21 protein-coding genes, 1 tRNA gene and 1 pseudogene are annotated in these 22,656 nt (G+C 66.8%); 12 read left to right on the top strand and 11 right to left on the bottom strand.

Annotation, left to right across the window (positions count from 1 at the left end; translation table 11 throughout):
• Positions 1–5: 5 nt before the first annotated feature.
• Genes M9979_RS02745 through M9979_RS02735 form a run of 3 tightly spaced genes read right to left on the bottom strand, consistent with a single transcriptional unit; the run spans position 6 to position 1,197 of the window.
• On the bottom strand, positions 6–335 hold the full coding sequence (locus M9979_RS02745; protein ID WP_254287810.1) for a DUF3618 domain-containing protein: 330 nt from the start codon (positions 333–335) through the stop codon (positions 6–8).
• Positions 332–679, bottom strand: coding sequence for a phage holin family protein (locus tag M9979_RS02740; RefSeq protein WP_254287809.1), 348 nt, complete (start codon positions 677–679; stop codon positions 332–334). Before M9979_RS02740 ends, M9979_RS02745 begins: the two co-directional genes overlap by 4 nt.
• Positions 680–687: 8 nt before the next feature.
• Positions 688–1,197 carry a hypothetical protein gene (locus M9979_RS02735; protein ID WP_254287808.1) on the bottom strand — a complete coding sequence of 170 codons (510 nt, stop codon included), beginning with the start codon at positions 1,195–1,197 and terminating at the stop codon, positions 688–690.
• 138 nt (positions 1,198–1,335) lie between these two features.
• Here M9979_RS02735 and eno point away from each other — a divergent pair, with 138 nt between their 5' ends.
• Together eno and M9979_RS02725 are read left to right on the top strand one after the other, a co-directional pair.
• A complete protein-coding gene (gene eno / locus M9979_RS02730) occupies positions 1,336–2,613 on the top strand; it encodes a phosphopyruvate hydratase (protein WP_254287807.1) in 1,278 nt (425 codons plus the stop codon).
• 31 nt (positions 2,614–2,644) lie between these two features.
• Positions 2,645–2,980, top strand: a complete 336-nt coding sequence (locus tag M9979_RS02725) for an FtsB family cell division protein (RefSeq protein WP_254287806.1) — start codon at positions 2,645–2,647, stop codon at positions 2,978–2,980.
• A 200-nt stretch (positions 2,981–3,180) separates the two neighbouring features.
• On the opposite strand, the gene M9979_RS02720 is transcribed toward M9979_RS02725, so the two are convergent.
• Positions 3,181–3,426: a hypothetical protein gene (locus M9979_RS02720; RefSeq protein ID WP_254287805.1), complete on the bottom strand. Its 246-nt coding sequence runs from the start codon at positions 3,424–3,426 to the stop codon at positions 3,181–3,183.
• Positions 3,427–3,731: 305 nt separating this feature from the next.
• Here M9979_RS02720 and M9979_RS02715 point away from each other — a divergent pair, with 305 nt between their 5' ends.
• A complete protein-coding gene (locus M9979_RS02715) occupies positions 3,732–4,172 on the top strand; it encodes a hypothetical protein (protein WP_254287804.1) in 441 nt (146 codons plus the stop codon).
• Positions 4,173–4,259: 87 nt separating this feature from the next.
• Positions 4,260–5,819, top strand: coding sequence for an alpha-N-arabinofuranosidase (locus M9979_RS02710; protein ID WP_254287803.1), 1,560 nt, complete (start codon positions 4,260–4,262; stop codon positions 5,817–5,819).
• Between the two features lie 270 nt (positions 5,820–6,089).
• Here M9979_RS02710 and map read toward each other — a convergent pair whose 3' ends face one another.
• Positions 6,090–6,917 (bottom strand): type I methionyl aminopeptidase, encoded by an 828-nt coding sequence (gene map / locus M9979_RS02705; RefSeq protein WP_254287802.1) that lies wholly within the window; start codon positions 6,915–6,917, stop codon positions 6,090–6,092.
• A gap of 50 nt (positions 6,918–6,967) precedes the next feature.
• Between map and M9979_RS02700 the strand changes: the two genes are divergently transcribed.
• Together M9979_RS02700 and M9979_RS02695 are read left to right on the top strand one after the other, a co-directional pair.
• Positions 6,968–7,726, top strand: a complete 759-nt coding sequence (locus M9979_RS02700; protein WP_254287801.1) for a competence/damage-inducible protein A — start codon at positions 6,968–6,970, stop codon at positions 7,724–7,726.
• 66 nt (positions 7,727–7,792) lie between these two features.
• Positions 7,793–7,866: transfer RNA gene (locus tag M9979_RS02695), tRNA-Gly, on the top strand.
• On the opposite strand, the gene M9979_RS02690 is transcribed toward M9979_RS02695, so the two are convergent.
• Positions 7,832–8,047: a hypothetical protein gene (locus M9979_RS02690; RefSeq protein WP_254287800.1), complete on the bottom strand. Its 216-nt coding sequence runs from the start codon at positions 8,045–8,047 to the stop codon at positions 7,832–7,834. The genes M9979_RS02695 and M9979_RS02690 overlap by 35 nt on opposite strands.
• 53 nt (positions 8,048–8,100) lie before the next feature.
• Here M9979_RS02690 and M9979_RS02685 point away from each other — a divergent pair, with 53 nt between their 5' ends.
• The 3 genes from M9979_RS02685 to M9979_RS02675 all read left to right on the top strand — a co-directional run bounded on the left by M9979_RS02685 (position 8,101) and on the right by M9979_RS02675 (position 13,634).
• Positions 8,101–8,595: an Lrp/AsnC family transcriptional regulator gene (locus M9979_RS02685; RefSeq protein WP_254287799.1), complete on the top strand. Its 495-nt coding sequence runs from the start codon at positions 8,101–8,103 to the stop codon at positions 8,593–8,595.
• A gap of 263 nt (positions 8,596–8,858) precedes the next feature.
• Positions 8,859–11,960 carry a TonB-dependent receptor plug domain-containing protein gene (locus tag M9979_RS02680; protein WP_254287798.1) on the top strand — a complete coding sequence of 1,034 codons (3,102 nt, stop codon included), beginning with the start codon at positions 8,859–8,861 and terminating at the stop codon, positions 11,958–11,960.
• A gap of 54 nt (positions 11,961–12,014) precedes the next feature.
• Positions 12,015–13,634 (top strand): amidohydrolase, encoded by a 1,620-nt coding sequence (locus M9979_RS02675; protein ID WP_254287797.1) that lies wholly within the window; start codon positions 12,015–12,017, stop codon positions 13,632–13,634.
• A 172-nt stretch (positions 13,635–13,806) separates the two neighbouring features.
• On the opposite strand, the gene M9979_RS02670 is transcribed toward M9979_RS02675, so the two are convergent.
• The 3 genes and pseudogenes from M9979_RS02670 to M9979_RS02660 form a co-directional block, all read right to left on the bottom strand.
• Positions 13,807–14,436 carry a hypothetical protein gene (locus tag M9979_RS02670; protein WP_254287796.1) on the bottom strand — a complete coding sequence of 210 codons (630 nt, stop codon included), beginning with the start codon at positions 14,434–14,436 and terminating at the stop codon, positions 13,807–13,809.
• 69 nt (positions 14,437–14,505) lie between these two features.
• Entirely contained in the window at positions 14,506–15,507 is a 1,002-nt protein-coding gene (locus tag M9979_RS02665; RefSeq protein ID WP_254287795.1) for an inorganic phosphate transporter, read from the bottom strand.
• A pseudogene (locus M9979_RS02660) lies at positions 15,507–16,151 on the bottom strand (DUF47 domain-containing protein); the annotation flags it as partial. The gene M9979_RS02665 and the pseudogene M9979_RS02660, both read right to left, overlap by 1 nt.
• A 211-nt stretch (positions 16,152–16,362) precedes the next feature.
• Here M9979_RS02660 and M9979_RS02655 point away from each other — a divergent pair.
• Both M9979_RS02655 and M9979_RS02650 read left to right on the top strand, forming a co-directional pair.
• The gene (locus M9979_RS02655; protein WP_254287794.1) at positions 16,363–16,947 is read left to right on the top strand and encodes a biliverdin-producing heme oxygenase; all 585 of its coding nucleotides are present in this window, start codon (positions 16,363–16,365) and stop codon (positions 16,945–16,947) included.
• 72 nt (positions 16,948–17,019) lie between these two features.
• The gene (locus tag M9979_RS02650) at positions 17,020–17,922 is read left to right on the top strand and encodes a DeoR/GlpR family DNA-binding transcription regulator (protein WP_254287793.1); all 903 of its coding nucleotides are present in this window, start codon (positions 17,020–17,022) and stop codon (positions 17,920–17,922) included.
• Here the strand turns inward: M9979_RS02650 and M9979_RS02645 are convergent.
• Both M9979_RS02645 and M9979_RS02640 read right to left on the bottom strand, forming a co-directional pair.
• Positions 17,902–19,095: a GGDEF domain-containing protein gene (locus M9979_RS02645; protein WP_254287792.1), complete on the bottom strand. Its 1,194-nt coding sequence runs from the start codon at positions 19,093–19,095 to the stop codon at positions 17,902–17,904. The genes M9979_RS02650 and M9979_RS02645 overlap by 21 nt on opposite strands.
• 127 nt (positions 19,096–19,222) lie before the next feature.
• On the bottom strand, positions 19,223–21,397 hold the full coding sequence (locus tag M9979_RS02640; RefSeq protein ID WP_254287791.1) for a histidine kinase dimerization/phosphoacceptor domain -containing protein: 2,175 nt from the start codon (positions 21,395–21,397) through the stop codon (positions 19,223–19,225).
• Between the two features lie 151 nt (positions 21,398–21,548).
• Here M9979_RS02640 and M9979_RS02635 point away from each other — a divergent pair, with 151 nt between their 5' ends.
• Positions 21,549–22,643, top strand: coding sequence for a catalase family protein (locus M9979_RS02635; protein WP_254287790.1), 1,095 nt, complete (start codon positions 21,549–21,551; stop codon positions 22,641–22,643).
• The last annotated feature ends 13 nt before the right edge of the window (positions 22,644–22,656 follow it).

Below are 22,656 nucleotides of genomic sequence, written 5' to 3'. Positions count from 1 at the left end.
TGAAATCAGTCCTGAGGACCAAGGCCGGGTTCGTGGTCGCGATGGCCAGGCTTGTGCTTGGGCTTGCGGCGGAACAGATGGGCGATGCGATGGCGGGCAAGGAACAGTCCGGCGAGCGCCGTCGCGCCGGCCACCGCGCCCGGATTGCGCACGGCGGTGTCGAGCCCGGCCTGCGCCGCGGCGCTGCCCTTGTCGGCGACGTCGCGCGCCGCGGTGCGTGCGAGCGTGCGCGGGTTGAGCCGCACCTGCAGCTTGCCGAGAGTCGCCGACAGGCGGTTGCGGGCGAGCGCCGCTTCTACCTCCGCGGCGGCAAGGCGCGTGGCGGGATCGCTCACGATTGCACCTCCGCGGCGGGCGCCAGACGGCTCTTGCCGACGAGCGCGAGGATGCCGGCGATCGCCAGCACCGCGAGCACCACCGCGGCGGTGGCGAGGCCGGGGCCGATCAGCGTCGCGAGGCTGAGGATCAGCCCGACGAGCAGCGCGATCAGCGCCGCGAGCGCCAGCACGCCGGCCACCGCGAAGAAGATCACCGCGTTCTTATAGGCATTCGCCCGCTCGCCGACCCGCGCCTTGACCAGCGCAACCTCGGCGCTCGCCAGCCCGCGCGCATCCTCGACGAGCTGGCCGACGAGGGTGGCGATCCCCTCGTCTTCCACCACCGGACCCACCGCCGTCATCCCGCGCCTTACGCCTTGTCGCCGTCGATGCCGGACTGGACGATCCGCGCGACCGCGAAACCCAGTGCGGCCGCGACGCCGATCGCGACGCCGGGGCTCTTGCGGACGAAGTCGCGCGCTTCGCCGATCAGCTGGTCGACGTCCTTGCCCTTGAGCTGTTCGGAGAAGTTGGAGACGGCGCCGGCGGCCGAGCGGGCATATTCGCCATATTGCGCGCCGAGCTTGTCGTCGACCTGGCCGGCGGCATCGGTGATGAGCTGGGACAATTGATCGAGGCCGCCGACCGCGCGTTCCTTGCCGGTGTCGGCGAGGGTGCGGATCTTGTCGGTCGCCTGCGCGCCGTACTTGGACGAATAGTCCTTCACCGTCTGCTTCGCCTGATCGGTGCGGCTGCCCGAGGCGTCCGCATCGAAGTCGACGCCGGCATCCTTGAGCGGCGGGGCGGGGGTGAAATCGGTGCCGGCGGGCGGCGGGGTGATGTCGCCATCGGTGATCGGTTTCAGGTCGGTATCGGCCATGACTCGCCCTTTCGTTGGTTCGACACCCTCAACCCCGGCCCATGACGCACGGTTCCCTGCCCGCCGGGGAGATTGCCGCATGGTCCTGCGCAGGGTAGAGGCCGCCGCATCAGACCCCAGAGGTAGGAGCATCGTTACGTGACCGCAATCATCGACATCCATGGCCGCCAGATCCTCGACAGCCGCGGCAACCCCACCGTGGAGGTCGACGTGTTGCTTGAGGACGGCAGCTTCGGCCGCGCCGCGGTGCCGTCGGGCGCCTCGACCGGCGCGCACGAGGCGGTCGAGAAGCGCGACGGCGACAAGAGCCGCTGGGGCGGCAAGGGGGTCGACGATGCGATCGAGGCGGTGAACGGCGAGCTGGTCGAGGCGCTGATCGGGCTGGATGCCGAGGATCAGGCCGATCTCGACCGCACGATGATCGAGCTGGACGGAACGGAGAACAAGGGACGCCTCGGCGCCAACGCGATCCTCGGCGTCAGCCTTGCCGCCGCCAAGGCCGCGGCGGAAGTGCGCGGCATGCCGCTGTACAAGTACGTCGGTGGCGTCTCGGCGCATGTCCTCCCCGTGCCGATGATGAACATCATCAACGGCGGCGAACATGCCGACAACCCGATCGATTTCCAGGAATTCATGATCGTGCCGGTCGGCGCGGCGAACATCGTCGAGGCGGTGCGCTGCGGGTCGGAGATCTTCCACACGCTCAAGAAGGCGCTGCACGACAAGGGCCTGGCGACCGGCGTCGGCGACGAGGGCGGTTTCGCGCCCAACATCGCCAGCACCGAGGAAGCTTTGGGCTTCATCATGCAGAGCATCGAGAAGGCGGGCTACACGCCGGGCGACGACGTGATGCTGGCGCTCGATTGCGCCGCGACGGAGTTCTACAAGGACGGCCGCTACAATATCGCGGGCGAGGGCAAGGTGCTCGAGAGCGGCGCGATGGCGGAGTATCTCGCCGACCTGACGCGCCGCTACCCGATCTTCTCGATCGAGGACGGCATGAGCGAAGACGATTGGGAGGGCTGGAAGGCGCTGACCGACCTGATCGGCGACAAGGTGCAGCTGGTCGGCGACGATCTGTTCGTCACCAATCCCAAGCGATTGGCGCGCGGGATCGAGGGCGGCTACGCCAATTCGCTGCTGGTGAAGGTCAACCAGATCGGCACGCTGACCGAGACGCTGGAAGCGGTGACGATGGCGCAGCGCGCGCGCTACACCGCGGTGATGAGCCATCGTTCGGGCGAGACCGAGGATGCGACGATCGCCGACCTCGCCGTCGCGACCAATTGCGGGCAGATCAAGACGGGCAGCCTCGCGCGCTCGGATCGGCTCGCCAAGTACAACCAGCTGATCCGCATCGAGGAAGAGCTGGGCGATTCGGCACGTTATGCCGGGCGGGACGTTCTGAAGGCTTGATCCACCGCGGGTTGCAAGCGAGGATGAGGCCATGGCAGGCGCGAGCAGGGTAAGGACGACCAGGTCGTCGGCGTTCGGCAAGGTGATGCGCCGCGCCGCCTTGCCCGCGCTGGGCCTGACGATCATGGCGTTCTTCGGCGCCTATGCGGTGCTCGGGCCGAACGGCATCCTCGCCTACGGCGATTACAAGAAGCAGCTGGCACGGCGCGAGAAGCAGTTCACCGCGCTCGACCAGAAGCGGGCGGTGCTCAGGAACCGCGTGGCGCTGCTCGACCCGGATCATGCGAATCCGGACATGGTCGACGAGATGGTGCGCAAGGAGCTGAACGTCGCGCATCCCGACGAGGTGATCGTGCCGTTGAAGTGAGGGGCGGGCGTCGGCTGCGGGTGTACCCGACCGGCCGCCCCATTCCTCCGTCACCCCGGACTTGTTCCGGGGTCCACCAGGCGGCGAGCCGAACGGCAAGAGGCTCGCACGATACGCCCAGCCGCGGAGTGGACCCCGGAACAAGTCCGGGGTGACGGAGTGTGTGTGGAGAGGTTTCAGTAAATCCTCCTCCTGTTGGATCAGCCCTCACCCTCATGGTGCGTCGGCCCCGGATCGTGCTTCCCGCCCTTCGCCAGGCCTTCGCCACCCGTGATCGGGTAACCGTCCCCCGTCGCGGCATCGCTGTCGAAATCCTCGCCGGGATTGCCGCCGCCGGCCCCGCTGCCGCTGCCATGGACCTCGCCGGTCTTCGGGTCGATCGTGGCGCGGCGGCCGTTGTCGGGCGGGATGGCGGCGTCGGGGTCGATAGGGGGCGTATCGGGCATCGCAAACCTCCTGTGGGACGGGATCAACGTTCGGGCGCGGCGGACGGTCCCCGCGCCCTCCCGACACGATCGATCGGCTTGATCCATATTTTTGCTACCGACCGGTATGAAAGGCGTTGACGGCACCATCCGTCGCTTTTATACCGTCCAGTATAGAAGGTGCCCGCGGCGATCCGCGGGTCTTCGAATACCACCGGATGCACGTCGACAAACGGCTGCAAACCGGTCGCAACAAACCAAGGTCATAACGCGGCATCGCCACCGATGCCGCCGGGCTGCCTGCGGTTCGACAAGGGAGTGACACCATGGCTTTTCTCGCTTTCGCCGAACCGGGCAATGCCGGTTATGCGCGCGCGTCCGCGGCATCGCCGGTGCCGGCGGGCCCGCGTGGTTTCGCTCCCCGCCCCGGCGACGATGCCAGCGAGGAGACGCTTGTGCTGACCGAACTGGAACGCTCCGTCATCGGCCTCGCGCGGTCGGACGGGATGGCGACGCTGCGCCAGCCGGGGCGGCTGTCGCGCTGGCTGGGGCTGCTGTTCGGCGTGCGGATCAGCCCGCAGCTCGCCGATCCGCGGCTGGAGGCGCTGCGCCGCATCGCGGTGCTGAGCTGGAAGCGCGGCTATTCGATCGCCTCGGCCGAGGTGAAGGCGTTCGTCGCCGCGGGCTATTCGCCCGGCCATTACGAGCTGGTCGTCGATACGATCGCGGCGGCGCGACTGGCCGAGACGCGGCGCGGCCGGCGCTGATCCGCTATTTGTCTGGCAAATTGACGGGTCAGAGCTGGCGGGATAGTCATCGCTCCACACGCACGAGGATGCGTCCGGGAGAGATGGATGAAGACGTCGCTGAAGCTGTTGCTGTGCACCGCGCTGGTCGCGATCCTGCCCACGGGTGTGGCCGCGCAGGAGGTGACCACGCCCGACATCGTGTCGGTGCGCGGCGACCATCCCGGCCCCAAATACGACAAGCGTCTGTTCGGCCAGTTCGCCGAGCATCTTGGCACCGGCATCTACGGCGGCATCTGGGTCGGGCCGGGCAGCAAGATCCCCAACACCCGCGGCTACCGCAACGACGTGCTCGCCGCGCTGAAGGCGATCCGCGTGCCGGTGGTGCGCTGGCCGGGCGGTTGCTTCGCCGACGAATATCACTGGCGTGAAGGCATCGGCGCGCGCAACAAACGCCCGGTCAAGATCAACACCCATTGGGGCGGCGTGACCGAGAACAATGCGGTCGGCACGCACGAATTCATGGATTATTCCGAACTGCTCGGTGCCGAGGCCTATGTGTCCGGCAACGTCGGTTCGGCGCCGCCGCGCGAGATGGCGGAATGGGTCGAGTACATGACCTCGCCGACCGGATCGAGCCTGGCGAAGGAACGCGCCGCCAACGGCCGCAAGGAACCGTGGAAGGTGCCGATGTTCGGCATCGGCAACGAATTGTGGGGCTGCGGCGGCAACATGCTCGCCGACTATGCCGCGGACGAGACGCGCAAATACGCGACCTTCGTCAAGACGCCCGAGGGCGTGCCGATCATGAAGGTGGCGAGCGGCGCCAATGCCGAGGACTATAACTGGACCGAGGTGATGATGAAGAAGGCGGGCACCGTCTTCTCCGGGATCGGCGTCCATTATTACACGGTCCCCGGCACCTGGAGCAAAAAGGGCGCCGCGACCGGCTTCGACGAGGACGCCTGGGCGACGACGCTCGTCAAGACGATGAAGATGGACGAGTTGATCCGGGGCCATTCGCGGATCATGGACAAATACGATCCGAAGAAGCGCGTCGCCTTGCTCGTCGACGAATGGGGGACGTGGTACGATCAGGAGCCGGGGTCGCATCCGGGCTTCCTCTACCAGCAGAATTCGCTGCGCGACGCGGTGGTCGCGAGCCTCAACCTCGATATCTTCGCCAAATACGCCGACCGCGTGCGCGGCGCCAATATCGCGCAGATGGTCAACGTGCTGCAGGCGATGCTGCTAACCGACGGCGCGCGCATGGTGAAGACCCCGACCTATTGGGTGTTCGACATGTACAAGGACTATCAGGACGGCATTGTCCTGCCGGTCGAGGTGAGTTCGCACTGGTACAGGCGCGGCGCCAACGAACTGCGCGCGGTCAGCGCCAGCGCGGTGCGTGGCACCGACGGCGTCGTCCATGTCGGGCTGACCAACGTCGATCCCAATCGCCCGGCGACCGTTACGGTGCAGCTGGCGGGGATCACGGGGACGAGCGTCACCGGCCGCATCCTGACCGCGCCGACGATGGACGCGCACAACACCTTCGACGCGCCCGACGTGGTGCGCCCGGAGGCGTTCACCGGCGCGACGCTGGCGAACGACACGCTGTCGGTGACTCTGCCGGCGAAATCGGTGGTGATGCTCGACGTGAAGTGAGGGAAGGGGGGCGGCACCGGCAATGTCGCGCCGCCCCCTCTTGTCAGACCGCCATCCCCCCGACCGTTCGCCCTGAGCCTGTCGAAGGGCATTGAGACTCATCGTACTTCGACAGGCTCAGCACGAACGGAACGGTGCTTGGTGATCGCGCCGACGCCAGCCGACGCCGGATGCATGACCGATCGCGCGACAGCCCGACCGCCGCAAGCAAACCGTTCGCCCTGAGCCTGTCGAAGGGCAGGTGGGCCTCCCCACCCCCGGACAAGGCTGCTACGCGTAAGGTGGCTGGTGATACCCCGCCGGCGAGGTCGTGAAGATCTCGCAGCCGTCCTCGGTGATCCCGATCGAATGTTCGAACTGCGCCGACAGCGACCGGTCGCGGGTCACCGCGGTCCAGCCGTCGTCGAGCAGCTTCACGTCGGGCCGGCCGATGTTGATCATCGGTTCGATCGTGAAGATCATCCCCGGCTTCAGTTCGGGTCCCGTGCCCGGCTTGCCGACATGCACCACCTCGGGCGCGTCGTGGAACAGCCGCCCCAGCCCATGGCCGCAGAAATCGCGCACCACGCCGTAGCGGTGCTTTTCCGCATGCCGCTGGATGGCATGCGCGACGTCGCCCATGTGGTTGCCCGGCCGCGCCTGCTCGATGCCCAGCATCAGGCATTCGTAGGTCACCTCGACCAGCCGTCGCGCCTTCAGCGGCACGTCGCCGATCAGATACATGCGGCTCGAATCGCCATGCCAGCCATCGACGATGGGGGTCACGTCGACGTTGACGATGTCGCCGGATTTCAGCGTCTTCTCGCTCGGGATGCCGTGGCAGACGACGTGGTTGATCGAGATGCAGGTCGAATGCGCATAGCCGCGGTAGCCGAGCGTCGCCGGCACGCCGTCGCGCGCGACGATGAAGTCGTAGATCAGCTTGTCGAGCTCGGCGGTGGCGACGCCGGGCACCATGTGCGGCACCAGCATGTCGAGCGTCTCGGCGGCGAGCCGCCCGGCCTTGTGCATGCCGGCGAAGGCGGCGGGGCCGTGGAGCTTGATGGCGCCGGTGCGCCCTTCCGGCGCGTCGGAGGTGACGGTCACGTATTCGGTCATCGCGATGATATAGCGTGGTCGGCGGCCTTTTGCGAGGCTATGGCGGGTCCATGGAGCAGGAACGCATCTGGACCGCCGCGCTGGTCGTCATCGGCGACGAAATCCTGTCGGGCCGCACGCAGGACAAGAACGTCGCGCAACTGGCGAGCTGGCTCAACGTACAGGGCATCCGCCTCGCCGAGGTGCGCGTGGTGCCCGACCGGACGGAGGCGATCGTCGAGGCGGTTAATATCCTGCGCGCGCGCAACGACTATCTGTTCACCACCGGCGGCATCGGCCCGACGCACGACGACATCACCGTCGACGCGATCGCCGCAGCGCTCGGCGTCGGCGTCGAGCATCACCCCGAGGCACTGGCCGTGCTCGAGCGCTATTACGCGACGCGCGGTGGCCTGACCGAAGTGCGCGCGCGGATGGCGCGGGTGCCGGCGGGGGCGGGGCTGATCCCCAACCGCGTCTCGGGCGCGCCGGGCATCCACATCGGCAACGTCTTTATCATGGCGGGTGTCCCTCACATCACCGCAGGCATGCTCGATGCGCTGACCGGTACGCTGGAGGGCGGTCGCCCGGTCGTCTCGGGCACGATCGGCTGCTGGGTCGCGGAGAGCGAGGTCGCCGACCTGCTGCGCGAGGCGGAAAAGCGCCACGAAGGCGTCTCGATCGGCAGCTACCCCTTCTTCCGCGAAGGCCGCACCGGCGCGAATTTCGTGGTGCGCAGCGCGGATGCGGATCTGGTCGCCGCATGCCTCGCCGACCTGACCCGCGAGCTCCAAGCGGGCGGCCGCGCGGTCTTTGCCGACGGCATCTGACCGCCACCGCCGGCGCGATCCGTGCTTGCATCGCAACGCCGCTACGATTAGTCGAACGCTGCCCGAGCGGGTGTAGCTCAATGGTAGAGCAGAAGCTTCCCAAGCTTACGACGAGGGTTCGATTCCCTTCACCCGCTCCATGGATTTCCGCCCCTGTCGCCGTTCGGCGATCATGTTGTCGCGGTCGAACCCCGCCAATCCTGCTGCCACGCGCGCGCATGCTGACGTTACCGGGTATCCCGGCGTTAGGGTGAAACCGTCGCCCCCCGGCGCCGCCGGCATGGCCTCGCCCATCAGCCCGCTTGCGGTTTCCGCCATCATCCGGCAGCTTTGGCGCAGAGGATGCCGGAATGCAGCACGGGAGACGCTGTTGCATGACCGAATTCGACACGCGCGTCGTCGACGCGACCGACTATCGTATCCTTCGCGAGTTGATGCGGGACGGCCGCGCCACCGATGTCACGCTCGGCGAGCGGATCAATTTGTCGAGCACCGCCACCGCCCGCCGACGCAAGATACTCGAGGATCGCGGTATCATCACCGGTTACACCGCCAACCTCGATATTGCGCAGCTGGGCTTCCATATGGTCGTGCTCGTCTCGATCGAGCTTTCCAGCCAGGCCGAGACCGTCCTGAATGAGTTCGAGAAAGCGGTGATCGACTGTCCGTCGATGTCCTTTTGCACCTTCGTCAGCGGCGAGACCGACTTCCTGATGATCGTCCACGTCCGATCGTTCGAGGATTACGACCGTGTGTATCGCAGCGAGTTGTCCCGTTTGCCGCACGTTGCCCGTATTCGGTCGAGTTTTATGATGCATGAGGTCGCGCAGCGCCTGATCGCGCCGGCGGTGCTGCTGGACGAACGGTGATTCGGCTTTCGTTGAAAGCCGTGGCCGCCATGATGATTTCCGCCACGAAATGCGCGACGAGCGCCGCTTTCCATCAATAAAGCCGCGCGTCCCGCCGCAGATAGCGAGGAAGCCCTACGATGCTTCTGATAATCTTCAGCGGCGGACGAGACCGGAAACCGGCCGACGCTGAAACAGGAACCGCAGGACCGAACGAACGACAATAACGATAACGCGGAGAGGATCGCCCGTCAGGCCTCGACTGGGGAACAAGAGGGGGATCCATGTTTGTTCGTACCACCGCTGCCGCCGCCAGCTCGAACGGTCGGCGTGCGCGATTGCTTGCGACGGCGGCCGTCATGGTCGCGGCCGCGCCGCCCGTCCTGGCGCAGACGCCTCCGGTCCAGCCCGCTGCGGGGCAGGTCGTCACCGGCCCGACCAAGTCGGCCGGTACGAGTCAGGAGCCGGTCAACCTTCCCGGCGGCAAGCCACAGGTCGAAACCGACCCGCTGTCCGGCGTGCCCTCCGATGCGGAAGCGGCGTCCGGCGACATCGTCATCACCGGCAGCCGCATCGTCCGCGACGGCTATAGCGCACCGACCCCGGTCAGCGTCGTGAGCGCCGAGGAACTGAAGGCCGAGGCACCCGCGAACATCACCGATTTCGTCAACACCCTGCCAGCCGTGCGGGGCAGCGGCACCGCGGCGAATTCGAATGGGTCGCTGTCAAACGGCGCAGCCGGGATCAACAGCGTCAATCTCCGTTCGCTCGGGCCAGCGCGTACGCTGGTGCTCTTCGACGGCCAACGCTCGGTTGCCTCGACCACGACGGGGCAGGTCGACGTCAACACCTTCCCCCAGGCGCTGATCGAGCGGGTCGAAGTGGTCACCGGCGGCGCGTCCTCCGCCTATGGGTCGGATGCGGTGTCCGGGGTGGTCAACTTCATCCTCGATCGCGGCTTCAGAGGCTTCAAGGCCAGCTATGAATATGGCGTCACCACCTATGGCGACGGACCGAACCACAAGGTGTCCGTCGCGGGCGGACAATCCTTTGCCGACGGCAAGGGCCATATCCTGCTGTCGGGCGAATATTTCAGCCAGACCGGAATCCAGTCGATCGATCGCGACTGGAACGACAGCGGTTTTTTTCTCGCCAACAATCCCGCCTATAGCGCGACGGGCAATTGCCGCGTGCCGACGGGGTATAGCGCGGGCACGCCGATCACGGGATGCGCACCCGAATATGTCGTCGGGTCGAATATCGGCACCGGCCAGTTCACCCCGGGCGGCCTCATCAGCACCGGCCCGTTGCGCGGCACCTATTTCGGCACGGTCAACCCCGCGACCGGCAAGGCGTCGGTCAATCAGCTGACCTTCGGCACCACCAGTGGCCAGTGGATGATCGGGGGTGACCTCGACGTCACCACGGCCGGTCATCGCGGCAGCGCGACGCTGTTGCCCGAAGAGCGGCGAGCATCGGCGTTCGGACGACTGTCTTATGAGATCGCGCCCTGGCTGGAGCTGTTCGGCCAGTTTTCGCACAGTTATTATCGCGGTCAGAGCTTTTACCAGCAGACCCCGACCACCGGCGTCGTGATCCAGCGCGACAACGCCTATCTACCCGATTCGGTACGCCAGGCGATGGCCGCCAACAACCTGACGTCGGTGCAGATCGGGACCAGCAACATCAATCTGCCGCCCCAGGGCAGCGACAACCAGCGCAACGTCCGCCGCTACGTCGCGGGGGCCGGTGGCCGCTTCGGCATGCTCGGCAAGGACTGGAAGTGGGACGGCTATTATCAGCTCGGCCAGACCGACACGCGCGAACAGCTGACCAACGCCTGGAACCTGTCGCGGATGGCCCTGGCGACCGATGCGGTCGTCGCGACCGCCGGCAATGCGGCTGGGATCGCCGCGGGGACGATCGTATGTCGATCGACGCTGACCAGCCCGAGCAACGGATGCGTGCCGTTCAATCGCATCGGCATCGGCGGGGCGACGCCGCAAGCGATTGCCTATGTCCTGGGTAACGGGGCGCAGCCGCTGCGCACCCAGCATCTGGAACAGCAGGTCGCGGCGATCAACCTTTCGACCAACAATCTGCTCAACCTGTGGGCGGGGCCGATCTCGCTTGCGTTCGGTGGCGAAATTCGTCGGGAATCGGTTCGTGGCGACGTCGATGCGCAATATCAGCCGATCGTCGCCAATGGCGTCACCACCGGCACATGGATCTACGGAAATTATCTGGCGACGACCGGCAAATACTCCGTCAAGGAAGCGTTCGTCGAAACGATCATCCCGCTGTTCGCCGGTGCGGACTTCAACGGCGCGGCGCGCGTCACCGACTATTCGACCAGCGGCAGCGTGACGACGTGGAAAGCCGGGCTGACGTGGCAGGTCATTCCCGACGTCAAGTTGCGGGGCACCGTCAGCCGCGACATTCGTGCGCCGAACCTTGCCGAACTGTTCGCGCCGGGGACGGGCCGGACCAACACGGTGAACGTTATCCAAACCAACGGCAGCACGGCGACCTATCAGTTCAACGAATCCACCGTCGGCAACCCCGGTCTTCAGCCGGAGGTCGCAAAGACCTATGGCGCGGGCGCGGTGTTCACGCCGACCTTCCTGCCCGGCTTCGCGGCGTCGGTCGATTATTACAACATCAAGATCAGCGACGCGATCGACGTGCTGACCGCGCAGACGCTGATCGACCAATGCTACCAGCAGACGATCGCCAGTGCGTGCGCGTTCATCTCGACGACCGGGGGGCGGGGGGTCGTCACGCCCGGCCTCGCGGTGACGTCGATCGAGATCAAGCCGTTCAACTTTGTCAGCACCAAGACGAGCGGCATCGATTTCGAGGCGAGCTATCGCCGCGCGATCGGCCCCGGCACCGTCACGCTACGCGGGCTGGCAAGCTACGCGATCGACCTCAAAACGAACAATGGCGCGACGTTGACCACCGATGCCGCGGGCCAGAATACCGGGGGGCTGCCCGACTGGACCTATCGCCTGACCGCTGGCTACGACATCCCGTCGGGACTGGGGTTCCAGATCATCGGGCGCGGTGTGTCCGCCGGGGTGTACAATAACAATTATATCGTCTGCACCACCGACTGCCCGGCCTCGACCGCAGACCGGCGGACGGTGAACACCAATCGCATTGGCGGCGCCTTTTTCCTCGACATCAATGCGAACTACGATTTTTCGGTCCAGAACGCGAAGGCGCAAATATTCGTCGCGATCCGTAACCTTACCAATCGTGATCCCGTGCTGGTCGGCAACGGACCGACGGGGAACAATACTCCAGCCTACCCGCAGACCAATCGCGCCCTCTACGACGTACTGGGCCGCGTATTTCGGATGGGAATCCGCGTCGGCATCTAACTTTGCGTTCGCTTCGTGTCTTTGTCCCATACCAACCAACAGGAAAAAGAAGATATGAAACTTGCCAAGTTGCTGGCCAGCGTCGCCACGCTGAGCTTCGTCACCACATCGGTTGCCGCAGCGGCCGAACCTGCACCTGCCCCAGCCGCCGCGGCGATCGACAAGACCAGGCTCAAGGCCGACGCCGTCGTTGCGGTCGATGCCCAGGCCAAGCTGGTTCAGCAGATGGTCGACAGCGTCTTCAGTTTCGCCGAGCCGGGGTTCCAGGAATTCCAGACGATGGAGTATTTGACCGGTATCCTCGCGAAAAACGGCTTCACGATCACCAAGGGCGTGGCGGGCATCCCCACCGCGTGGACCGCAACGTGGGGAAGCGGCGGGCCGCTGATCGCGCTCGGCAGCGACGTCGACTGCCTGCTCGGCACGTCGCAGACGCCCGGCGTGCCGTACCTCAAGCCGCTGGTCGACGGCGCGCCGGGCCATGGCGAAGGGCATAATTCGGGTATGCCGCTACAGATCGCCGCGGCCATCGCGGTCAAGCAGATCATGCAGAAGAACGGCATCAAGGGCCGGCTGATGTTGTGGCCCGGCGTGGCTGAAGAGCTGTTGGCCACCAAGGCCTATTATGTGCGCGACGGGCTCTTCAAGGGCGTCGATGCCAATATCTTCACCCATGTATCGAGCGATTTTGCGACTGGCTGGGGCGCGGGCGGATCGAACGCGTTGGTGTCGGTCGAATATACCTTCCATGGCCGCACCGCCCATGCCGCGGGCGATCCTTGGGACGGGCGGTCGGCGCTCGACGGCGTCGAGATCATGGACAATGCTTGGAATATGCGTCGCGAGCACCTGCCGATCTCGCAGCGTTCGCATTACGTCATCACCAACGGCGGCGGCCAGCCCAACGTCGTGCCCGACACCGCGAGCGTCTGGTATTACTTCCGCCAGTTTGGTTTCCAGCCGGTCCGCGACCTGTTCGAAACCGGCAACACGATCGCGGAGGCTGCTGCGAAGGCGAGCGACACCACGGTTACGCACCGCATCCTGGGTTACGCCGCCCCCAATTTCGGCAATAAGCCGATGGCCGACGCGGCCTATGCCAATATCAAGGCGGTCGGGATGCCGGCATGGAGCGCGGACGATCAGGCCTTCGCCAAGGCGGTGCAAACCGGGGTCCAGCGCCCACTCAAGCCGCTCGCGACGACGATCGGCGAACTCAACGGCCCGTACGAAGCAAAGGTGCCGACGGGTGGCGGATCGGACGATATCGGCGATATCATGTGGACGGTGCCGACGATCACCATCCGCTATCCGTCCAATATCCCGAACATGATCGGCCACAACAAGACGTCCGCGATCGCAATGGCGACGCCGATCGCACACAAGGGTGCCGTTGCCGGAGCCAAGGCGGTGGCGATGACGGTGATCGACCTGATGACCACGCCGCAACTGATCGCCGACGCCAAGGCCTATCAGCAGAACGTCCAGTTCAAGGATCAGAAATACGATCCCGTAATCTCGGCCACCGACACCCCGGCGATCTGGCTGAACAAGGAGGTCATGGATCGCCTGCGCCCGAAGATGGCCAAATATTACTACGATCCCAAGAAATATCCGACCTATCTGGACCAGCTCGGCATTAAATATCCCACTTTGGACGTTGCGACCAAATAGTTGGGAACGCGGGGAAGGGCATCCGATATGTGTGCACCGAGGCCGCACGTTCGGAAGACGCGCCACGGCGTCGGTCGATGATCCATATCGGCGTCATATCGATGCCGTCAGCCACTTACGGCAAAGGCGTGTGCCCTTCACCCGCTCCAAAATCCAGATATTCTGCAATCCGTCAGCTCCGCAGATATTCCGGTAGCCTGGCATGGCGGGTGAGGTGGCGCGCCTGTGGCAGGCCGTTGCCGCGACGGGCGAATTGTTCGTATTCGTCGACGATGCGCTGGTAGCTCTTGCGGTGGCGCCATTTGCCGAGTGGTGAACGGGCCTCGACCTTGACGCGTTCCCATTCCATCTTGAGCAGCCACTGGGCGTGTTCGCCGAGCGCATTGGCCATGGCGTCGAGACTTTCCCGCCATGCAACTGCGGTCCCGCATTCCTGGATGGCGAACAGGATCAATATGATGTTGCGATCGACCAGAGACCGCGGATTGAGCTGCAGGGTGACCGTATTGGCCAGAACGTTGGCCTCGCGCAGATCCTTGATGAAGGCGTCGCGCGGATAGTCGTCATCGCCGTCGAACGATTTGACCGCGAACATCAGCGCGACGACCTGCGCGATATTGGTGCGCAGCGTGTTGACCCACTTCATCCGCTCGGTGGTGATGGCGTTGACATAAGCGGTCTGATGGCTGGTCAGATAGCTCGCCAAGGCGCCGCCCAGCACACCGGCAAGGCCGATGCCAGCGACCAGGATCGTGGCGGCGGTGGCGCTGCCGCCGAACGCGTCGAAGAATGGTTTGAGCATGGCCGTGTCCCCCTGCGGGGAGGGCTATCACATTTTACCGGATGCGAGCGATGGCGGGCTGCCGTGCCGTCAGCGCGACAGCAGCGCCGCCAGTTCGTAGAAGGCCGCGCCGATCAGGCCGGCGGCGGGGAGGGTGACGACCCAGGCGACGACGATGCGGCTGGCGACGTTCCAGCGTACCGCGCTCAGGCGCCGTGCCGAGCCGACGCCGACGATCGCGCCGGTGATCGTGTGCGTCGAGGATACGGGGATGCCGCCCATCGTCGCCATGAACAGCGTGATCGCGCCGCCGGTTTCGGCGCAGAAACCCTGCGCCGGGGTGAGGCGGGTGATCTTCGATCCCATCGTGTGGACGATCTTCCAGCCCCCCGACATCGTGCCGAGCGCCATCGCCGCCTGGCAGGAGAGGACGACCCAGAAGGGGACGTGGAATTCGCCGCCGAGCATGCCTTGCGAATAGAGGAGGACGGTGATGATCCCCATCGTCTTCTGCGCGTCGTTGCCGCCATGGCCCAGGCTGTAGAGCGCGGCGGAGATCAGCTGGAGTTTGCGGAAGCGCTTGTCGACGCCCATCGGCGTGAGCTTGAGCGAGCTCCACGCGACGACGAGGACGAGCAGCAGCGCGAGGACGAGGCCGACGGTGGGGGAGAGGAAGATCGCGGCGACGGTCTTGCCGACGCCGCTCCACACCACGCTCGACAGCCCCGCCTTGGAGATGCCCGCGCCGAGCAGGCCACCGATCAGCGCGTGGCTGGAACTGGACGGGATGCCGTAGCGCCAGGTGATGACGTTCCACGCGATCGCGCCCATCAGCGCGCCGAAGATCACCTGCGGATCGATGATCTGCGCATCGACGATGCCCTTGCCGACCGTCTGCGCGACATGGAGGCCGAAGACGGCGAAGGCGATGAAGTTGAAGAAGGCAGCCCACAGCACCGCGTGATGCGGTTTGAGGACGCGGGTGGACACCACCGTCGCGATCGAATTGGCGGCGTCGTGCAGGCCGTTGAGGAAGTCGAACAGCAGCGCGACGCCGATCAGCGCGACCAGCAGCGTGAAGGAAATGGTCATCAGGCGTGATCGATGACGAGACCCTGGATCTCGTTCGCGATGTCCTCGAACCGGTCCGCGATGCGCTCCAGGTGGCTGTAGATCTCGCGCTCGACGATGAAGCGCATCGGCTGGTCGTTGCCGCACGCCTTGAACAGCGTGCGCAGGCCCTGGGCGTGATGGTCGTCGGCCTGGCCTTCGAGCTGTACCAGCCGGGCGGTGAGGTCGTGCAGGCGGCCGGCGTTGGCGTCGAGCTTGCGCAGCAGGGGAATCGCCTCCGCGGTCACGCGCGCCGCCTCGACCACCAGATTGACCATCTCGCGCATGTCGGGGGCGAATTCGGTCACCTCGTACAGCGCGATGGTGGTCGCGGTCTGGTTCATCTGGTCGATCGAATCGTCCATGACGCCGATCAGGTCGGTGATCGCCGACCGGTCGAACGGCGTCACGAACACGCGGCGCACGTCCTGCAGCACCTCGCGGGTGATGTCGTCGGCCTCGTGCTCGCGGTCGACGATCTCGGCGATATGCTGCGCAATCGCGCCGTCGCCGCTGAACAGCTTCTGCAAAGCGTCGGCACCCGCGACCAGAGTCGAGGCATGCGCCTCGAACTGGTCGAAGAAGCGACCCTGCTTCGGCATCAGCGCCTGGAACCAGGCAACCATGAAAAGACCTTTCGTTGATGGCGCGGCGCGCATGGGGCCGGGCGATGCGGCAAGCAAGCCGAATCTGTCCGTCGCGCCGTACCGGGACGGAACGGCCGCGCCGGCAGGCCCGATCGATCCGGGGGACAGGCGCTGGCCATGGCGTGCATAGATGACGATACCATGACGGTGGGCGGCATGGCTATCGATAGCGGATCGATCGTGCCGAACGATGGCGACGCACGGCCTCGACATCCGCCGCCCGCCGCGCCACGGAAGCGCGATGTCCTTCGTCGCCACACTCCGCGCCGCCACCGCCGCCGATCACGAGATGGTGGACGCGCGCTTCGGCCGCGTCGCGCTGGACGATCCGGCGGGCTATCGCCGCGTGCTGCTCGCGCATGGCCGCGCGCTGCCTGCGGTCGAGGCGGCGCTGGCGGGAGCAGGGACGGGCGAGCTGCCCGGCTGGCGGCCGCGGAGCCCGGCGCTGGCGGAGGATCTGGCGGCGCTGGGGCTGGCGCTGCCCGACGCATTGCCGTTCGCGGCGGATGGCGATGCCGAACGCTGGGGCGCGCTGTACGTCGGCGAGGGTTCGCGATTGGGTGGGCAGCTGCTGGCGCGGTCGGTCGCGGCGGGCTTTCCGGTCGCCTATCTGTCGTCGCGGCACGAACCGGGCGAATGGCGCGCGCTGCTCGGCGCGATCGAGGCGCGGGCGGGCACGGCGGGTGCCGGCTGGTGCGAGGCGGCGATCGCGGGCGCGCGGGCGACGTTCGCGCTCTACGCACGAGCGGCGGAGATCGAGCTGGGCGGCGACTGACATGCCGTCCGCGCGGCCACGCGATTACTCATTTTGGCGGTCGATCGCCTAACAATGCTACGCTTTCGTGGCATGACCTGCCATCTGCGTTTGGCGCGGGGAAGGGGGCTGCAACGCATGGGATTGGCGCTCGGCAAAATCACGCATCTGCTGGCCGAGATGCAGACCAGCATCAACGCCGCGGGCATGCGGAGTTTCGATGGCGACGTCGATCGGTTCGCCATCTTTTCGCTGATCGTCCGCGAAAGCCTGCAGCGCAGTTCCCGCGACAAGGCGATCTCGACCCATTCGCTGGCGATCTCGCTGTCGCGGTCGTTCGAGACGGTGCGGCGCCACGTCATCGCGCTGACCGAACAGGGGCTGTGCGTGCGCGGCCGCGGCGGCGTGATGGTCCGGCCCGAGGTGCTGGAACAGCCCGACGTCGCCGAACTGATGCGGCTGTCGCACGACAGTTTCGTCCGCTTCGTCGAGGCGCTGGCGCGGTCGGGCGAACTGCCGTCGCAGCGCCCCCCGGCCAGACCCTATGACCGGCATGTCGGGATCGCCGCGGCGGTGGACGTGATGCTGGCGACCGCCGACAGCAACCGGGCGGTGCATCGCAACTGGCTGGACCTCGTGCTGTTCTCGACCGTGCTCGCTGCCAATCTGCAGCGTCGCGGCGATGCGGGCGTGCCCGTCGGCCCGGATCATGCGGTGCGGCCGGGGGTGCTGTCGCGCGTGCTCAACCTGCCCGAGACGACGGTACGGCGGCGGTTGAAGCTCCTGATCGCCGGGGGTGGCCCGCTGGTCCGCGTGCGCGACGGCTATCTGGTGTCGCGCGGCTGGCTGGAACGGCCCGAGGCGGCCGAGACGCAGGAGCGGACCTATGCGCACATCCGCCTGATCGTCGCCAATGCCGCCGCGCAGGGGTTTCCGATCGACGATCCGGCGAGTGTCTACCTCGACGGACGACCGTCAGTCGTCAGCCTGGTCTGACAGCACGACGCGGTTCTTGCCGCGGCGTTTGGCGAGGTAGAGCGCTTCGTCGGCGGCACGCATCGCCGCGCCGGGGTCGCCGCACAGCGGCGCGACGCCGGCGGAGAAGGTGAGCGAGCCGATCCCTTCGCCCGATACCTGATTGACCAGAATACGCGCGGCGAGATTCTGTCGCGCGGCATCGAGGCGATCGATCGCGTCCTGCGGCCCCAGCGCTTCGAACAGGCAGGCGAATTCCTCGCCGCCATGGCGCGCGACGAGAACGCCGCGGCCGAGATCGCGGACCAGCTGCGCGGCGATCAGCTTGAGCACGCGATCGCCGGTGTCGTGGCCGTGGCGGTCGTTGATCGCCTTGAAATCGTCGATGTCGCAGATCGCGACGCAGCAAGGCGCGGCATTCTCCGCCGCCGTGGCGGTTTCCATGGCATGCAGCCGCGTGTCGAAGCAGCGGCGGTTGGGCAGGCCGGTCAGGTGATCCTCGTCCGCGGCCCGGCGCGCCTCCTGCAGATGGGTGCGCAGGCTGGCGGTCTCGCGATGCGTTTCCTCGAGCCGGTCGGCGAGCTGCTGGGTGCGCGCGACCGCGGTGGCGGTGAGGTCGATCAGCCGTTCGAGCGTGCCGCCGGGATCGCGGCGCAGCGCCCCCGCCTCGGCGGTCAGCGCGCTTTCGTAATCGCGGGTCGAGGCATGACCCTGGCGGATGACGCGTTCGGATTCGGCGAGGCGCGCGGCGAGCGTGTCGGCCATCGTCGCGATCCGCCCGGCATCGAGCGCGTCGGCGGTATCGCACGCCACCAGCCGGTCGACGAAGGCGGGGTCGAGCCGCCCGTGTTCGAGCAACTGGCGGTCGATCGCGCGGGTCAGCAGATGATCCTCGCCGAGGACGTAGCAGCGCGCAATGCGGAAATTTTCGGTGGTCGGCGACAGGTCGTGCGTTGCCAGGAATTCGCCGATCTGCGCGAACAGGCGCCGCGCGGCATCGCGCCGGGCCTCGGCGGCGGGCGTGCGCAGCGGCATGGCGCGTTCGGCGGTGTGGCCGGCACCGCTGCCCAGCCACGACGACAGCCGTGCGAACCGCGACGGCGCGGCAAGCGATGCGACGGTCGCGACCATGCCCTGGCCCGAACGGGTGCCGCCGGGGGCGTGCCGTTCACCGTCGTAGGAGGGCGTAGTCATGGGTCGCGTCTCGCATTCTCGTCGTTCGCGAGGCGGTATAACCGCGACCCATGAAGCTTCTGTTAGGGGAAACTCATTTCGGTTGAAAAACAACTCCCCATATTGGGTCAGTGCGTATCCGGCGGGATCAGTCCTCGGCGATCGGTGCGGTCATGATCGCGCGCAGGCCGGGCTGGTTGTCGCCGTATTCGATCGTGCCCGACAGGCGCTGGACCATCGCGGTCATCATCCGGCTGCCGAAGCCTTCGCGTGTCGCGCCGGGCGTGCCCTTGCCGCGTCCTTCGTCGGCGACGATCAGGCGCAGCTTGCCGCCATGCTGTTCGAGCACCACCGCCAGCGGGCCGGCACCGCCGTCATAGGCGTATTTGGTCGCGTTGATGACGAGTTCGGTGAGGATCAGCCCGATGTTCACCGCGCGATCGGTCGGCACCAGGATCGGCGCGAGGTCGAGGCGGATATGCCGGCCCCATTCCGCGCCGAGCGAGGTGCGCATGTCGGCGACCAGTTCGTCGATGTAGCGCGACAGGTCGACGCTCTCGACCTGATCGTCGCGATACAGCCGGCGGTGGACCAGCGCGACCGCGGCGAGCCGCGCCTGCGCCTCCGCCAGATGATCGGCGACCGGGCCGGCGCCCGCGGTCTTCGCCTGCAACCGCAGGAACGAGGCGACCAGCTGCAGGCTGTTCTGCACGCGATGGTTGACCTCCTTCATCAGGACGTCCTTCTGCGCCAGCAACGCGTCCTTTTCGCGCAGCGTGCGGGTCAGTTCACGGTTGAGCAAGCGGACCTGCAGATGCTGGTGCGCCTCGTGGAAGCGGCGGCGCAGGCGGTGCGCCGCCTCGATCTCCTCCAGCGTCCAGCGGCGCGAGCGGCCGCGCACGGTTTCCGAGAAACTGGCGAACGAGGCGCGCGGGGTCAGCGTCTCGTTGGTGGCGAGCGCGGTCGCCTTGTGCGGATTGCCCGCCCAGGCGATCTTCTCGATCCGTTCGGCGCGCAGCCACACCAGCGTCGCATCCTCGTCGTGCAGCGGCAGCGCGAGCAGCCCGCTGGCCTGCGCGAGGTGATCGCGCGCGGGCGCGAACAGCGCGGACAGTTCGTGCGTCGCGACCGGTTCGTTGCCGCGGTCGCGCACCCAGCGGACGATATCGGCAAGGAAGGGGGCGGGCGGGCAATGGCCGATCACCTCGACATCGTCGCGCGAGACGAGCGCGAAGCCGTCGGCGTCGAGCATGTCGCGCAATTCGGTCTTCACCGCCTGCACCGCGGCGCGCAGCGGTTCCTCGCTGTTGAGGCGGGGGACGACCTTGTCCTCCATCGCGCGCAGCGTCAGCCGCTCGCGATACGCCGCCGCCTCTTCCTTGGCGCGGATCTGGCGGGCGAGCGCGCTGGCCAGCGTCGCCGCGGCGCTGCGAATGTCGGGGGGCAGCAGCCGCGCGGTGCGGTGGTGACACGCGACGAGGCCCCACAGCAGCCCGTCCTTGACGATCGAGATCGACGCCGACGCGCCCACCCCCATGTTGCGCAGATACTGGAGGTGGATCGGCGAGACGTGGCGCACCGCGACGTCGCTGAGGTCGCTCGTGGCGAACCCCGCCGGGCGCAGCGGGGCAGGGGTATAGTCCACCAGCGGGATCGTGCGGGTGCGGTTGCGCACGTACAGCGCGCGCGCCTGTTTCGGGATGTCGGAGGCGGGGAAGTGATGGTTGAGGAAGGTCTCCAGTTCGGGCACGCGATCCTCGGCCACGACGCAGCCGGCGTCGTCGTCGAGGAAGTGGTAGATCATCACCCGGTCGAACCCGGTCAGCGCGCGGAAGGCGACGGCCGCGCGATCGAACAGCGCCTGTTTGTCGCCCGCGCGTTCGAAGCTGCCGGTGACCGCATCGATCCAGGCGAGCGCGTTCGCCGCGGTCATCGGTTCGGCGCCGATCGGTTCCAGCTCGACGAGCAGCTGTCCGCCGGCGCGGTGCAGCGTCACCGCGAAGCGTTCGTCTACGCCCGCGACCGGGGCGGGGACGCTGGCGTTCGGCCCGCCCGGCAGGCTGTTGAGCAGGGCGGCGACGTCCTGCCCCAGCAGGACCGCCAGCGGCTGGCCCAGCCAGTCGTCGCGCAGCCGCTCCTCGAGGTCGCCGGCACCCGCCAGCACGCGATGTTCGCCCTCGGCATCGGCGATCAGCAGCAGCCCGTGCGGCTGGATCGCGCCGGGGATGTGGATCGGTTCGCGGTCGCACGCGCTGAGATCGAGCGGCGCCCCGCCCGCGATGGTCGGCGCGGCGGGGGATTCGCTGGAATGAGAGATCGCCATCGTTTCTCTTTTATCGGTTCGGACCAGCATGCGCCCGCCGCACCGGATTTACAATCCACGCCACGATATCATGGATCAAGCGCACGACCGGCCGGGAACGCGATCCCGCTTCCGGGGGTTGGGAGCGGCGAACTATGAAGGATTGTTCGACATGCTCGCCACCATGCCGGTTCGTTACTCGCCCGACGTCGAACAGATCGAAGCCGATGAGGGCGAGACGATCGCGCAATTGAAAGACGCGTTTCGCGAAATTCTGGAGACGACGTCGAAGGATTATGGCCGCGCGGTGCGATCGGTGCATGCCAAGGCGCATGGCCTGGCGCGCGGCACGCTGACGGTCGCGGGCGACCTGCCCGCCGAACTGGCGCAGGGGATCTTCGCGCGGCCTGGCCGCTACGAAGCGGTGATCCGCCTGTCGACCAACGCCGGCGATATCCTGCCCGATGCGATCGGCCTGCCGCGCGGCCTCGCGCTCAAGGTGATCGGCGTCGAGGGCGAGCGCCTGCCGGGATCGGAAGGCGACGCGACGCAGGACTTCATCATGGTCAACGGCCCGGTGTTCACCGCACCCGATGCCAAGGCGTTCCTCAAGAACCTCAAGCTGCTCGCCAAGACCACCGACAAGGCGGAGGGCGGCAAGACGGTGCTGTCGAAGGTGCTGCGCGGCGTCGAGGCGGGGCTGGAGGCGATCGGCCACCCCTCGCCGACGCTGCAGCAGCTGGGCGGCGCGCCGCACGTCCATCCGCTGGGTGAGACCTATTACAGCCAGACGCCGTATCGCTATGGCGACCATATCGCCAAGATCGGGCTGTTCCCGGTGTCGTCCGAGCTGCTCGCGCTGACCAACGAGACGGTCGATACCAGCAAGGATCCCGATGCGCTGCGGGCGGCGGTGCGCGAGGAACTGGTCGCGCATGGCGGCATCTGGGAATTGCGCGTGCAGCTCAACACCGATCTCGACGCGATGCCGGTCGAGGATCCGCGCGTCGAATGGGATCAGGCGCAAAGCCCGTTCATCACCGTCGCGACGCTGGAGGTGCCTGCGCAGAACAGCTGGGCCGATGCGGAATCGGAGAAGACGGACGAGGCGCTGTCCTACAATATCTGGCACGGCATCGCCGCGCACCGGCCGCTCGGCAACGTCAATCGCGCGCGCAAGGACACCTATATCTTCTCGTCGGACTTCCGCAGCAAGTTCAACGGCTGCCCGATGCACGAACCCGCACGGCTTGCCGAACCGGTGTGACGGGGACTAGCAC

Source organism: Sphingomonas liriopis, assembly GCF_024211255.1.
In the GTDB taxonomy this organism is placed as follows: domain Bacteria; phylum Pseudomonadota; class Alphaproteobacteria; order Sphingomonadales; family Sphingomonadaceae; genus Sphingomonas; species Sphingomonas liriopis.
This window is presented reverse-complemented; position numbering and strand designations above follow the sequence as displayed.